This is a genomic window from Luteibacter sp. UNC138MFCol5.1 (assembly GCF_900110505.1).
Taxonomy (GTDB): Bacteria; Pseudomonadota; Gammaproteobacteria; order Xanthomonadales; family Rhodanobacteraceae; genus Luteibacter.
On sequence record NZ_FODZ01000002.1, the window covers coordinates 725,227 to 738,258 of the forward strand.

At 68.0% G+C, this 13,032-nt stretch carries 13 protein-coding genes; all 13 read right to left on the minus strand.

Annotated elements, in window-relative coordinates:
- Positions 1-122: 122 nt before the first annotated feature.
- Positions 123-1,217, minus strand: coding sequence for a flagellar hook-length control protein FliK (locus BMY69_RS07695; RefSeq protein WP_090176726.1), 1,095 nt, complete (start codon positions 1,215-1,217; stop codon positions 123-125).
- Between the two features lie 45 nt (positions 1,218-1,262).
- Positions 1,263-1,697 (minus strand): flagellar export protein FliJ, encoded by a 435-nt coding sequence (gene fliJ / locus BMY69_RS07700; protein ID WP_090176729.1) that lies wholly within the window; start codon positions 1,695-1,697, stop codon positions 1,263-1,265.
- Complete coding sequence (fliI, locus tag BMY69_RS07705) at positions 1,697-3,058, minus strand: flagellar protein export ATPase FliI (protein WP_090052101.1); 1,362 nt, start codon at positions 3,056-3,058, stop codon at positions 1,697-1,699. Before fliI ends, fliJ begins: the two co-directional genes overlap by 1 nt.
- Complete coding sequence (locus BMY69_RS07710) at positions 3,055-3,714, minus strand: FliH/SctL family protein (RefSeq protein ID WP_090176731.1); 660 nt, start codon at positions 3,712-3,714, stop codon at positions 3,055-3,057. Before BMY69_RS07710 ends, fliI begins: the two co-directional genes overlap by 4 nt.
- Positions 3,714-4,703 carry a flagellar motor switch protein FliG gene (fliG, locus tag BMY69_RS07715; protein ID WP_254779213.1) on the minus strand — a complete coding sequence of 330 codons (990 nt, stop codon included), beginning with the start codon at positions 4,701-4,703 and terminating at the stop codon, positions 3,714-3,716. The genes BMY69_RS07710 and fliG overlap by 1 nt, the downstream gene beginning before the upstream one ends.
- A gap of 13 nt (positions 4,704-4,716) precedes the next feature.
- Positions 4,717-6,426 (minus strand): flagellar basal-body MS-ring/collar protein FliF, encoded by a 1,710-nt coding sequence (gene fliF, locus BMY69_RS07720; RefSeq protein WP_090052095.1) that lies wholly within the window; start codon positions 6,424-6,426, stop codon positions 4,717-4,719.
- A 37-nt stretch (positions 6,427-6,463) separates the two neighbouring features.
- On the minus strand, positions 6,464-6,793 hold the full coding sequence (gene fliE / locus BMY69_RS07725) for a flagellar hook-basal body complex protein FliE (protein WP_090176733.1): 330 nt from the start codon (positions 6,791-6,793) through the stop codon (positions 6,464-6,466).
- Between the two features lie 68 nt (positions 6,794-6,861).
- The gene (locus BMY69_RS07730) at positions 6,862-8,280 is read right to left on the minus strand and encodes a sigma-54 dependent transcriptional regulator (RefSeq protein WP_090052092.1); all 1,419 of its coding nucleotides are present in this window, start codon (positions 8,278-8,280) and stop codon (positions 6,862-6,864) included.
- 287 nt (positions 8,281-8,567) lie between these two features.
- Positions 8,568-9,149 (minus strand): PilZ domain-containing protein, encoded by a 582-nt coding sequence (locus tag BMY69_RS07735; RefSeq protein ID WP_090176736.1) that lies wholly within the window; start codon positions 9,147-9,149, stop codon positions 8,568-8,570.
- 29 nt (positions 9,150-9,178) lie between these two features.
- A complete protein-coding gene (locus tag BMY69_RS07740) occupies positions 9,179-9,472 on the minus strand; it encodes a flagellar protein FliT (protein ID WP_090052088.1) in 294 nt (97 codons plus the stop codon).
- Positions 9,469-9,885 (minus strand): flagellar export chaperone FliS, encoded by a 417-nt coding sequence (fliS, locus tag BMY69_RS07745; RefSeq protein ID WP_090176738.1) that lies wholly within the window; start codon positions 9,883-9,885, stop codon positions 9,469-9,471. Before fliS ends, BMY69_RS07740 begins: the two co-directional genes overlap by 4 nt.
- Positions 9,886-9,909: 24 nt before the next feature.
- Complete coding sequence (gene fliD, locus BMY69_RS07750; RefSeq protein ID WP_090176740.1) at positions 9,910-11,283, minus strand: flagellar filament capping protein FliD; 1,374 nt, start codon at positions 11,281-11,283, stop codon at positions 9,910-9,912.
- A gap of 143 nt (positions 11,284-11,426) precedes the next feature.
- Positions 11,427-12,854, minus strand: a complete 1,428-nt coding sequence (locus tag BMY69_RS07755) for a flagellin N-terminal helical domain-containing protein (RefSeq protein ID WP_090176742.1) — start codon at positions 12,852-12,854, stop codon at positions 11,427-11,429.
- Positions 12,855-13,032: the final 178 nt, after the last annotated feature.

Consider the following 13,032-nt stretch of genomic DNA (forward strand, 5'->3'; position numbering starts at 1 on the left):
CTGTGGGAGCGGACCTGGCCGCGACGGCTCTTCGCCGAACGCCACAGGCCCTGTTGCTCTTCGCGAAAAGATGTCGCGGCCGGGGCCGCTCCCACAGCGTCCGGGCGGGCCCGGTGCTCTGGTCATGCCACCTCGTCGACCAGGCCACGCGGCGAGATGCGCGTGGTGGTGACGACGTCGGGAGCGGAACCCTCGATATCGCCGCCCTGCCCAGCCGCGCCATTCTGGCCGTCGGCGCCCTGCCCCGCCTGGCGCTGCCCGACGTCGGCCTGGCCGAGGGAGAGCCCGTGGTGCGCGAGCATGGTGTCGAGATGCGACAGCGTCTGCTGGACGGCGTGAACCGCCGCCGGATGCTGCGCGATGATCGCGACGTTGACCTTGCCGCCATCCATGTTGACGCGCACGTCCATGCTGCCGAGCTCCTCGGGATGCAGCTTGATCCGCGCCTCCTTCACCTGGCCCGAGCCCATCCACGCGATCTGGTCGCCCAGTTCCTGCGCGAACTGCGGCGATGTGGCCGCCTGGGTGGCCTGCATCTGCACGACGGGCGCGGCGCCATGCGCCATCGGCTGGCCATGCACGAGCGGCATCGGGCTTCCGTTCGCCATGTCGATCGCCGAACCGGGATCGTCCTTCCCGATGGCGGCACCGCTCGCCTGGGCGGCCATCAGCGCGTCGAAAGGCGATGCCGTCGCCGCCGGCGCCACGGCAGCCGCCGCGAGCGCACCGCCCGCGTCGGCCGCCGTCGCCAGAAGGCCGGCCTCGGCGTTCTGCGGCTTCGCCGCGTCGCCGGGCAACAGCGCCGCAAGGGCAGCCGTCGCACCCAGGGCGCCGTCCACGGGACCTGCGGTCGCGCCCTTCACGGCGCCCAGGACGCTCGTCGCGGCCTCCGTGACCTTCACGGGCACGCCGATGAGCGAAAGCATCGTCGCGGCGATCGACGGGTCGCCGGTGACCGCGGTGTCGTCTTTCTTGTCGGCCGCCTTTTCGTCGACGGCGGCGTCCTTCGCGGGCGGCGCCTTCGGCGGAGGAGCCGCTTTATCGGTGCCCGTCGCCGTCGACGGATGCTGCGTCTGGCGCGCGTCCGCGTGAGCGGCGTCGAGGGCGGCGTCGAACCGCTTCGACGGTGCCGCGTCGTCCTGCACGCGCGGGCCCGTGGGCGTCGGGGACGCAGCGGCAGCGTGTGCGGTCTGGAGGGCGAGCGTGGCGTTGTTCATGGGGGGGGTGATCCGTTCGTTTCGTTCGGTGATGGGCCAGGCGCGTCAGCCGTCGTCGCGCGGCGCGCGACGGTACTGCGAGCGCTCGTCGGCCTGCTCCTGCTCGCGGCGATCCTGCTGCTTGCGCTCCTGGTCCCGGTATTTCGTGGCGACGGAATCCAGCGCCTTCGCGCGACCGCGCGCCGTCGCCCAGTCGTCGCGCGCGCGCTCGAGCGCCTTGCCGCGCCGTTCCACTTCGCTCATCTGCTGGACGATGGCCATGTCGATCTTCTGCAGGAACTGCTGCCGGTTGAGCAGCGCCGTGACCCCGATGCCGTCCGGCATGCCCGCATACTCGTTGCGATAGCGGCGCAGTTCCGACAGCTGGTGCTCGGCATCCGCCACGGCGCGCTGGTGGGTGGCAAGCGCGAGCGTCGCCTTCTCCGCGCGCTCGGCGGCGAGGTCGACGACGGGTTGCAGACGGTCGGCGCGGGAAGGCATCAGCCGGCCTGCGTCGTTTCGGCGAGACCCGCTTCGGCCTCGTCGAGATTCACGGGCACGTCGGTCTCCTGCTGCAGGAACGCCGACAGACGCGGATACAGCGCGATGGCCTCGTCGGTGCGGGGATCGCTGCCCTTCTGGTACGCGCCCACGGCGATGAGGTCGCGCTGCTGGCGGTAGGCCGAATAGACCTGGCGGAAGCGCTGCGCAGAGCGCATGTGCTCCTTCGACACCACCGCCGGCATGACGCGGCTGATGGAGGCCTCGATGTCGATCGCCGGATAGTGTCCGGCCTCGGCCATGTCACGCGATAGCACGATGTGGCCATCGAGGATCGCGCGCGCGGAGTCGGCGATCGGATCATGGCGATAATCGTCGCCCTCGGTGAGCACCGTGTAGAACGCGGTGATGGAGCCGCGGCCCTCGGCGTCGTTGCCGGCACGCTCGACGAGCGCCGGCAGCATGGCGAACACGGACGGCGGATAGCCCTTGGTCGCAGGCGGCTCGCCGATCGCGAGCGCGATCTCGCGCTGCGCCTGCGCGTAACGCGTCAGGGAGTCCATCAGCAGCAGCACACGCTTGCCCTGGTCGCGGAAATGTTCCGCCACGGCGGTCGCCACCTGCGCCCCGCGCAGGCGGGACAGCGGCGGCGCGTCGGCCGGCGCGGCGATGACGACCGCGCGGCGGCGGCCTTCCTCGCCCAGCGTGTGGTCGACGAATTCCTTCACTTCGCGGCCGCGTTCGCCGATCAGCCCGACGACCACGACATCCGCGTCCGTGAAGCGGGTCATCATGCCCATGAGCGTGGATTTACCCACGCCGGAGCCGGCGAACAGGCCGATGCGCTGGCCGCGACCGACGGTCAGCAGCGAGTTGATGGCGCGGACCCCGGTGTCGAGCGGCGTGTCGATCGGCTGGCGCAGCATCGGGTTGATCGGATCGCGGCGCAGCGGGACGCGCTCGCGCGCGTGGAGCGGCCCCTGTCCGTCCAGCGGCGCGCCATCCGGACCGATGACGCGTCCCAGCAGCGAATCGCCCACCGGGATGCCCGAGACGGCCGCGACCGGCGTCACCCTGGCGTTCGGCAGGACGCCGTGCATTTCACCCGTGGGCATGAGCAGGAGACGGCCGTCGGAGAAGCCGACGACCTCGGTTTCGAGCTGCTTGCCATCGGCGCCGGCGACCATGCACCGCGCGCCCACCGGGGCTTCACAGCCGACGGCCTCGAGCGTGAGGCCCACCACGCGGCGCAGCTTGCCTTCGGCCTGCATCGGCCGGACGTGCTCCGCGCCGGCGCGCTGGGCGGCGAGCGTCTCGCGCCAGCGCGCGTTGCGCGACGCGACGTGCTGCTCGGCGTTCACGGAGCGACGACCTCGTCGTCGTGGAGTTCGGGCTGCCCCTGCAACACGCTGTCGATGACGGCAGCCATGCGCGTGCGCACGCGACCGTCGAGGCGCGAGTGTCCGCTTTCGAGACGCACGTCGCCACGCGATAGCGCGGCGTCGTCGACGACGGTCCCTTCGTGATCGAGCGACGAACGATGCTCGCGAACCAGCGCCGCGTCGGCGGGATGCAGGTGGATCTTCAGGTGTCGGGTCGCCGCCGGCAGCGCGTCGACCGCCTGGCGCACCACGTCCACGATCATCTCCGGTCGCGTCGCGATCTCGTAGCCGAGGACGCGCTCGGCGATCACCGTCGCTAGCTGCGCGAGGTCGCCCGCCACCTCGTCGTCGAGGTCGGCGAAGGGACGCTGGACCGCAGCGACCAGCGCGTCGAGGCGCGCGACCTGCTCGGCGAGCTCACGCTTCGCCATCGCGCGGCCTTCCGCGAGGCCGGCGCTGAAGCCCTCCTCGCGCGCCTGCCGTTCGATCGCCTCGATCTCGGCGACGGTGGGCCGATGCGGCCCCTCGTCGTCCTGCCCCGCGGGATCGGGCGCATCGACACCGCCGACGACCGGGAGCTCCCAGCGCTCGAACTGTGCGACGCTCTCGCGGGCGAGGATCGAGGTCAGGCTCATCAGACGAATTCTTCCCCGCCACCGGCGAGATTGATCTGGCCGGCGTCGGCGAGACGCCGCGCGGTGGCCAGCACTTCTTTCTGCGCCGCATCCACTTCGGACAGACGCACCGGACCCTTGACCTCGAGGTCGTCGCGCAGCATGTCGGCGGCACGCTTGGACATGTTCGAGAAGATCTTCTCGCGGATGGCGGCCTCCGCGCCCTTGAGCGCGGTGATCAGCCGTGCCGACGGCACTTCGCGCAGCAGCGTCTGCATGCTGCGGTCGTCGAGATCGGCGAGATCGTCGAAGACGAACATCAGCTCCTCGATGCGCTCGCCCAGGCCCGAATCGATGCCGCGGATCGACGCCATCAGCTCCGCCTCGCGCGAGGTCTCCATCGCGTTGAGGATGTCGGCGGCGGCCTTGAGGCCACCCACGCTCGCGGATTTCAGCTTGTTGGAATTGCCCGAGAACTGGCGCTCCATGATCTCGTCGAGTTCGTTCAGCGCGTGCGGTTGCACGCCGTCGAGCGTCGCGATGCGCATGACGACGTCGCTGCGCGTGCGCGCCGGCAGGTAGCCAATGACTTCGGCGGCCTGGTCGGACTCGAGGTGCGCCATGACGAGCGCGATGATCTGCGGATGTTCCTGTCCGATCATCTCGGCGATCGCGCGGCTCTCCATCCACTTCAGCGACTCCAGGCCCTTGCTGCTGCGGCCGAGGAGGATGCGGTCGATGAGGCCGCCGGCCTTGTTCTCGCCCAGCGCGTTGACCAGGATGCGGCGGATGTATTCCTCGGTGCCGACACCGATGGAGGTGTGCTGGCCGACGTCCTCCTGGAGGCGCGTCAGGACCTGATCCACCTGCTCCTTGCTCACGTTCTTCAGCGCGGCCATCGCCGTCCCCACGGCCTGCACGTCGCGTGCGCCGAGGTGCTTCAGGATCGATGCCGCGTCTTCCTCACCGAGCGTGAGGAGCAGGATCGCGGCGCGCTGCGCGCCCGTCAGGGCTTCCTTCTGCTCAGCCGCCATCGTCGGACACCCAGCTCTTCACCACTTGCGCCACCTGCTTCGGATTCTCGGCGGCCATGCGCTTGGCGAGGCCCACCTTCTGTTCATAGGCCAGCAGCGCGGGCGAACCGAGCTGTGCCTGGGAGCCCGTGCTGACGCGATCGGGCGTCATGTCGTCGTCGTCGACCATGACCGACACGGTCGGCATGGGGCCGGCGAGCGCGACATTGTTCATGGCCAGCGGCGCCGGCTTCAGCAGGCCCTTGAGGATCGGGCGCAGCACGAAGAAGCCGACGATCAGCGCGATCATCACGCCGAGGCCCTGCTTGATCAGGTCGAGCATGCCCGGGCGTTCCCAGAACGGCGTGCTCTGGGGCGCCTCTTCGGCCACGTTGCCGTGGAAGGCCTCGTTGATCACGCTGACGCTGTCGCCGCGCGCCGCGCTGAAGCCGACGGCATTCTTGGTCAGCTCGGTCAGGCGCGTGAGCTCTTCGGGCGTGAACGGCACGCTCTTCGTCTTGCCGTCCTTGTCGGGCACCTGTTTGTTGTCCACCACCACCGCGACGGAGAGGCGCGCAACCTTGCCGGCCGGATCGGTGACATGGCTGACGGTGCGGTCCAGCTCGTAGTTGCGTGTCGCGTTCTGCGTCTGCTGCGTGGGCGTCTGCGTGGCCTGCGTGCTGGCCGTCTGCGCGCCCGCCTTGCCACCGGCGGCGGGATTCGCCGCCGTGGCGTTGGCGCCGGTGTTCGGCGGCTGGTTGCTTAGCGCGCCCGGCACGCCGCCGTTGTTCGCCGGCTCCGTGCGCGTGTCGCTGCTGGTCTGTTCGCTGCGCAGCGCGGGATTGTCGTGGTTGAACGTTTCGCTCGCCTTTTCGGTCTGCGAGAAATCGAGATCCGCGAATACCTGCGCGCGCACCTTGCCCGCGCCGACCAGCGGCGTCAGGAGGTCTTCGACGCGCTGGGTGTACGTCGCTTCGATGCGGTTCGACAGGCGCAGCCGACTATCGCCGATCGCCGAGGCGCTGTCGGGATCGCTGACGGTGAGCAGGTTGCCGGCCTGGTCGATGACCGACACCTGGCGGGTGTCGAGATCCGGAACGCTGGCCGCGACCAGATGGACGATCGCGGCGACCTGGCCCTGGTCGAGCTGGCGACCGGGATACAGCGTCACGACGACGGACGCGCTGGCGGGCTTGTTGTCGCGGATGAACGCCGACGGCTTGGGCAGCGCGAGGTGGACGCGCGCCGCACGCACGGACTGCAGCCCGGCGATGGTGTTCGAAAGATCGTTTTCCAGCAGCGACTGGTAGCGGGAGCGCTCGGCCATGTCGCTCATGCCGAACGGCGAATCCGTCTGCGGCACGGCGCTGGCCGCGCTGCCCTGCGGGAGGCCCTGCCCCGCGAGCTTCAAGCGGACGCCAGCGACGTCGGCCGCGGGCACGAAGATGGAACTGCCGTCGGTGCTCAGGGTGTACGGGGTATTGCCCGCCTGGAGCGCCTGCGTGACGGCGGCGGCGTCCTTCTGCTCGAGGCCGCCGTAGAGCAGACCGTAGTTCGGAGCGCGGGACCACATCACCGCGGCGATGCCGATCGCGACGGCGCCGGCGATGCCGGCCAGCATGAAGAGCTGGCGGGCCGCCGGCGTCTGCGCCAGCGACTTCAGCGAATCCATGCGTGACGCCGTGTTGCTATCCGTGGTGGCTACGCCGTTGTCTGCCATGGTTCGGGTCGAATCCTGTCGGTGGGATCAGCGTCGATCAGATCGACATGTTCATGATTTCTTTGTACGCATCGACCATCTTGTTGCGCACCTCGGTGAGGGCGCGGAACGAGAGGTCGGCTTTCTGGCCCTGGATCATCACCTGCGCGAGATCGATGCCGGGATCGCCGCGCTCGAACGCCATCGCCATGTCCTTCGCCTTGCCCTGCTGCTGCGAGACGCCTTCGATCGACTGCTTCAGGAGGTCGCCGAAGGCACCCTTCTCGGCCGCCGCCGTTTCGCCGACGCCCCGGATCGCGGGCATCTCGGTCTGCGCGCTGATGCGGCGCATCTGGAGCAGGAGGCTGTTGACGTCGATCGTGGTCATGACGGTTTTCCAACGCTTGCATCGGGTTTACGACACACGATGCACGACCTGTGCCAACCGACGCGGCATCAGCCCGCCTGCACGGTCTCGGACAGGCCGTACTTGCGCAGCTTCTCGACCAGCGTCGTGCGCTGGACGCGCAGCAGCTTAGCCGCGTGGGCCACGACACCATTGGCGGAGTTCAGGGCCTGACGAATGAGACCGATCTCGATGCCGGCGAGGTGATCCTTCAGATCGAGACCGCCCTGGGGAAGGACCGAGGGATCGCCCTCGCCGATGAAGGCGAAGGACTCCGTGACTTCCGGCTCGGCCTCCATCATGGCGATCAGTGCGGCGCCGGAGACCTCTTCCACCGGCAGCGCGCCGCGGTACTTCTCCGGCAGGTCGGCGGCGCGGACTTCGCCGTGCGGCATCAGGATCGCCATGCGCTCCACGAGGTTGGACAGCTCGCGGACGTTGCCCGGCCACGAATAACGGCACAGCGCGCCCACGGCGCTCGGCGAGAAGCGCACCGAGGACAGGCCGCGCTGGACGAGGCGGTGGTTGAATTCGGATACGAGGGCGGGAAGGTCTTCGAGGCGCTGGCGCAGCGGCGGCATCTCGAGCGGGAAGACGCTCAGGCGGTAGAAGAGATCCTCGCGGAAGCTGCCGCGCTCGATGGCGCCTTCGAGATCGCGGTGCGTCGCGGCGATGATGCGCACGTCGCAGCGCTGCGGACGGTTGCCACCCACGCGCTCGAAGACACGTTCCTGCAGCACACGCAGCAGCTTCACCTGCATCGGCAGGCTCATGTCGCCGATCTCGTCGAGGAACAGCGTGCCGCCCTCGGCCATCTCGAAGCGTCCCTTGCGGGTGCTGATGGCGCCGGTGAACGCACCCTTCTCATGGCCGAAGAGTTCGCTCTCGAGCAGTTCGGCCGGGATCGCGCCGCAGTTGATCGCGACGAACGGCTTGTCGCGACGCGGCGAGCAATCGTGGATGGTGCGCGCGACGAGTTCCTTGCCGCTACCCGATTCGCCCAGCACGAGCACACTGGAATCGAACGGCGCGACCTGGCGGATCAGCGCGTTCACGCGCTGCATCGGACCCGACTGGCCAACGAAGCGGCGGCTGGACGCCGGCGGCTCGATTCGCGACTGCAGGCTGCGCAGCGCTTCCGACAGGCGCTCGTAGCGCAGCGGCATGTCGATCAGTTCGACGTTGCTGCTGCGGGTGTCGTCCGCGATCAGCGAGGTGGCCAGCGGTGAATCCGCCGCGACCAGCATGGGAACGTTGCGGCCGCCGCGACCGAGCGACGCGAGGTGCGCTTCCAGCTCGTTCTCGTCTTCGACCGTGCCGACATACACCCCCCGCCAGCTCTCGGCGACTTCACCGACCGGCATGCGGCCGGCGACGACGGGACGGTAGCCCAGGAAGGCCAGCGCCGAGACGATGGTTTCGGCGCGCGTGGCGTCGGATTCGACGACAAGAAAGTGGGAAGACTTCACCTGGGATACCTCGCTTCATGCGTGTGATCGAAGTGCCTGGCAGGTTCCGCGATGGAATCCCGTCGGCTTCGTTGCAAGGTATCAATCAAGGAGCGTGCCAACGGCGGAATTCCGCCGCGCGAAGGCGGAAATTTACGTCGCGGTGCGGCGGAAAGGCGTCGCGGCCGGTCCCTACCGTCCGTGAGTGGAGCCCGCCGTGAAGGTCCGAAGCGTCAAGCGTGACGACAGGCGTCACGAATGTGACGCGGGGCGCCATGCGACGTTTCTACGTCACGTGACGTAAAAGGTCACATGCCTTCGGAAGAGCTTTCGACTGGCCGGGAATGTGCACGCGCTTCGGCCACCTGGCGCCGGTGCTGGCGGAAAACCAGGCGCTCGATGCCGTCGCGGACGGCCTCCGTCAGCCCTTCGAAGACGATGAACCCCTTCCCGTCCGTGGGGCCGGCGGTGCGCACGCCCGGCAGTTCGAGCGGCAGCGCCCGGCAGACGTCGAAATGGATCTTGAGCAGTACCGGCTGACCGACCGGCGGAAGGCCGGCCCAGGGCAGGACCGCGCCGATGGCGTTGAAGCGCAGGTTCAGACGCGAAGGCAGGCCCGCCTGCGGGAGCAGCAGCCGGTTCACTATCTCCATCAGAACGTTGAGCTTGGCGTCGAGCCGGGCCACTTCCTGGGTCAGCGGGCTGTCGTCCTCGGAGGTGTCGCTGCGCCGGTCCATCAGCGCCGACACCGCGACCAGCACGCTGGTGTTCCGGTCGTTGATCAGGGCGAGGGCCGCTCCGTCGGGTCTCGCGACGCTTTCGACGGTCGCGTGGAAGGCGGCATCCCAGGCCACCCGGTCGGAAAAAGCCTTCCAGCCGTCGTCACTCATGCGCCCTGCCCCCTGCCGAGAGATTGCGGTCAGAACGAACTATACGCGGCCACGGCGCGACGGACGCGACGCGACGCTTCCCAGGCGATCGCCGCTTCGTCGCGGGCCACGGCGACGAGGTCCTTGATCAGGCCGTCGAGGAGCATGATCGACTTGAGCGACTCCAGCGTTTCGGGCGCCGGCCGCATGGTTCCGGTGCGGAGCACGGGGTCGCGCTCTGCTTCGAGCTCGACCAGGTCGTCCCAGCGCGAATCGCTGGCCGCGGCGTGCATCGACTCGGTCAGAGCCAGGGCCCGCGGCAGGTCGCACCAGACGTCGGTCATGCGCCGGCTCCGGCCACCTGGCGCGCCGCGACGGGAATCGCGACCCAGCTGTCACGTACCTGCCCGAGCAGGCGGGTGACCTCGTCGAGGGCCTCGGTGTCGTTGTTCAGGTTGGCGTGCAGGAGACGACGGCTCAGGTAGTCGTACAGGCCATCCAGCTGACCGACCAGCGGCGTCTCCACCTCGTGGTTCAGGCCCGCCTGGAGCGCGCCGACGATCTCGATCGCCTTGGAGATGGCCTCGCCCTTGGAGGCGACGTTGCCCGTGGCGATGCACGCCTGCGCGAGGCGGATGCGCTCGAGCGCACCGTCCATGAGCATGGTGACGAGACCGTGCGGATCGGCGGTTTCGAGGCCGCCCTGCGTGCGGATCTGCTGGTAGGCGCCTGCGCCCTGGGAATATCCGAGTGCCATGTCTGCGTGTCCTGGAGTCGTGCGTTACTTGCTGGCCGTCAGCGCGTCGAACTGCTGCTGGAGGTAGCTGCTGGTCCCGGCCAGCTTGGTCATCATCGCGTCGAGCGCGCTGTACTGTTTGGTCAGGCGCTTCGAGTAATCGTCCATCTGGACGTCGAAGGCGGCCATTTCGTCCTTGATGTCCTTGGCCTTGTTCTGCAGGTTGGCCGTGCGCTGGGTGAGGATGCCGTTCGAAGCCGTCCACCCCGCGATCAGCTTGTCCAGTTTCGGCGCGACACCGTTGTCTCCGCTCAGGAGGCTCTGCGCCTCCTTCGGGTTGTTCGCCATCACCTTCGTGAGCTTGTTGGTGTCGAGCTTGAGCGTGCCGTCGGTCTGAAAGGCCACGCCCAGGTCGCTCAGCGAACGCGGCCCTGACGTGTTCCCCGCGAACTGCGAGCCCAGCACCGTCGCCACCTGGCTCTTGATCGAGTTGACCGTGGCGTCGCCGATCAGGGCGCCGACCTGCTGGTTGGTCTGGTCGTACTTCGTGAGCTGCTTGTAGGTCGCGATGAACGAGTTGTAGGCCGTGACGAGCGAGTTGAGCGCGGTCGTGACCGCACCGGGATCGTTCGTGATCGTCAGCGTCGTCGGCTGGTCCGGATTCGTGGGGGTGACCGCCGTCAGCGAAAGCGTCACGCCATCGATCGCCGACGTCGCCGTATTCGACGCGCTCGTCGCCTTGACTCCGTCGACCCAGAAGACCGCGTCCGCCGCGGGCGTCTGCGCGGTACCGGTGGCCGGATCGAAGTCGAGCTGAGCCAGGCCGCCATCACCGCCGCTGGTCGTGACCGTGAACGCGTTGGCGGCGCCGGTCGACACGGACGTCAGCACCAGGTGGGCGCCGTCCGAACCAGTGACGATGCTGGCGGTGACGCCAGGATTGTCCTTCGCCTTGTTGATGGCGTCGCGGACGTTCTCGAGGGTGTTGGCGCCGGAAGCGACATCGAGACTCATCGACTTGTCGCCGATCGCGATCTTGAGGGTGCCCGTACCGATCGCCGTCTTGCTGTCGCTGAACGCGCTCGACATCGTCTTTTGCGCGGTCGCCAGCTGATCGACCTTGATCTTGTAGGTGTTGGGCTGCGCGGTCGAGTCGACCGTCGCGGTGAGCGCCTTGCTGTCGCCCACGCTGACTTTCTGCGTTTTGAACGCCGTGCCGTCCGTCAGCGCCTTGATGGCGCTCTGCAGGCTCGTCAGCGACGAGGTGAAGTTACCGACGGCCGAAATCTGGGTGGTGTTCGCCTGCGAGTCCGCGGCGTATTTCGCGTCCTGCGCCTTGCGCTTGTTCGCGACGAGGTTCGTGACGATCGACGCGACGTCGATCGAGCTGGAACCGATGTTGACGGGACTGGTGGCCATGAAGCTCTCCTGGAAGACGCCTCACTGCCCTGGGCGCCAATTTGTCGACGGCTGGCCCCCTTTCGAGAGCCAGCCGTGACAACTAAGCAATTACCCTGCCAAACCCCGGGAAATCTCCCCGGGGTCCGGTGAGCCCTTCCCCGTTACTGGAGGAGCTTCTGGACGATCTGCTGGCTCTGGTTCGCCTGGGCGAGGACCGAGACGCCGGCCTGCTGCAGGATCTGAGCCGAGGACATGTTCGCCGTTTCCTGGGCGAAGTCGGCGTCGGTGATGGCCGACTTCGAAGCCGTCAGGTTCTGCGAGATGTTCTGCAGGTTCGAGATCGTGGACTCGAAGCGGTTCTGCACCGCGCCGAGGTTGGAGCGCAGATCCGAGATCGACTGCAGGGCGGCGTCGACGCGATTGATGGTGTCGTTGGCGCCATCGACCGTCTTGATGCTCGAGTCGGCGAGCGTGGACGTCGTGGAGACGTCGATCGCACCGGCCGTCAGGCCCGTCGTCGTCAGGTCAGCCGCCGCGCCGGACACCGTGATGGTGGAGGCCGAGGCGAACTTCACGGCGCCGTCGGAACCGACGTAGGCGTTGATGCCGTCGCCCGACTTGGCGTTGATGGCGTCGGCCAGATCCTGCGCCGTGTTGAACGTGCCACTGAGCTTGAACGCGGTGCTGCTGCCGACCTGCAGCGAAACGTCGGTCAGGGTGAGCGGCGCGGTCGAACCGGCGTCCACACCGGCCACCGTCTTCAGCTGGCCAAGCTGGGCGGCGCCCGCACCGGCGATCAGAGGAGCGGCCGAGTCCTTGCCCGTAGTGCCGGCGGTGAACACGAGGTGGTTCGTGGCGTCGAAGCTGGCGGTGACACCCGAGGTACCGGCGTCCAGCGACGTGTTCAGGGCGGCGAGGAAGCTCGTCTGGTCGGTCGCGCCGGTGACGCTGGCAGCCTGGCCACCGACCGTGATGTTGAAGTTGGCCGTGTAGTCGGCGATGACGCTGGAAGCGGTGGTGACGCCCGCCGTGTCGGCAGCAGCCTTGAAGCCGCCGATCGAGCCGGTGGCCAGCTGACCGACCTGGTTCGCCTTCACGCCCTTGTCGAGGCCCACGGTGATGACTTCACCGACGTTGGCGCCGACCTGGAAGCTCAGTTCCTTCGCCGAACCGTCCAGCACCTTCATGCCGTTGAAGTTCGTCTGCGTGGCGATACGCGTGACTTCCGACAGACGCTCCTGCACTTCGGCGTCCAGAGCGGCGCGGTCGCTGGAGGAGTTCGACGCGTTGGTCGACTGCACGGCCAGCTCGCGGATGCGCTGCAGGTTGTTCGTGACTTCGTCGAGGGCCGACTCGGTCGTCTGCGACAGCGAGATGCCGTCGTTGGCGTTGCGCACAGCCTGGTTCAGGCCGTTGATCTGCGTGGTGAAGCGGGTCGAAATGGCGAGGCCGGCGGCGTCGTCCTTCGCGCTGTTGATGCGGTTACCCGACGACAGACGCTCGATGGCGGACGACAGCTTCGTCTGCGAGGTGCCCAGGTTACGCTGAGCATTCAGCGACATGATGTTGGTGTTGATGGTCAGAGCCATGGGATTGATCCTTGGTAAGCGGAACCGAAATGCCGGATTGATGTGCGGCGTAGTCCGGCGGGGTTCCGTTAGGAAAGCCTTCCGCCTCAGAGAGGTTTACGGCACGCCGGGGAGAAACTTGAGGACTTTTTCTACCTGTCAACCACTTTTCGATCAGCGCCCGCCCCGAAAGCCCGTG

Bases quoted from the DNA above. Each gene is read 5' to 3' on its own strand.
- BMY69_RS07695 (WP_090176726.1), bottom strand. From the start codon at position 1,217: ATGAACAACGCCACGCTCGCCCTCCAGACCGCACACGCTGCCGCTGCG.
- fliJ (WP_090176729.1), bottom strand. From the start codon at position 1,697: ATGCCTTCCCGCGCCGACCGTCTGCAACCCGTCGTCGACCTCGCCGCC.
- BMY69_RS07710 (WP_090176731.1), bottom strand. From the start codon at position 3,714: ATGAGCCTGACCTCGATCCTCGCCCGCGAGAGCGTCGCACAGTTCGAG.
- fliF (WP_090052095.1), bottom strand. From the start codon at position 6,426: ATGGCAGACAACGGCGTAGCCACCACGGATAGCAACACGGCGTCACGC.
- fliE (WP_090176733.1), bottom strand. From the start codon at position 6,793: ATGACCACGATCGACGTCAACAGCCTCCTGCTCCAGATGCGCCGCATC.
- BMY69_RS07735 (WP_090176736.1), bottom strand. From the start codon at position 9,149: ATGAGTGACGACGGCTGGAAGGCTTTTTCCGACCGGGTGGCCTGGGAT.
- BMY69_RS07740 (WP_090052088.1), bottom strand. From the start codon at position 9,472: ATGACCGACGTCTGGTGCGACCTGCCGCGGGCCCTGGCTCTGACCGAG.
- fliS (WP_090176738.1), bottom strand. From the start codon at position 9,885: ATGGCACTCGGATATTCCCAGGGCGCAGGCGCCTACCAGCAGATCCGC.
- fliD (WP_090176740.1), bottom strand. From the start codon at position 11,283: ATGGCCACCAGTCCCGTCAACATCGGTTCCAGCTCGATCGACGTCGCG.
- BMY69_RS07755 (WP_090176742.1), bottom strand. From the start codon at position 12,854: ATGGCTCTGACCATCAACACCAACATCATGTCGCTGAATGCTCAGCGT.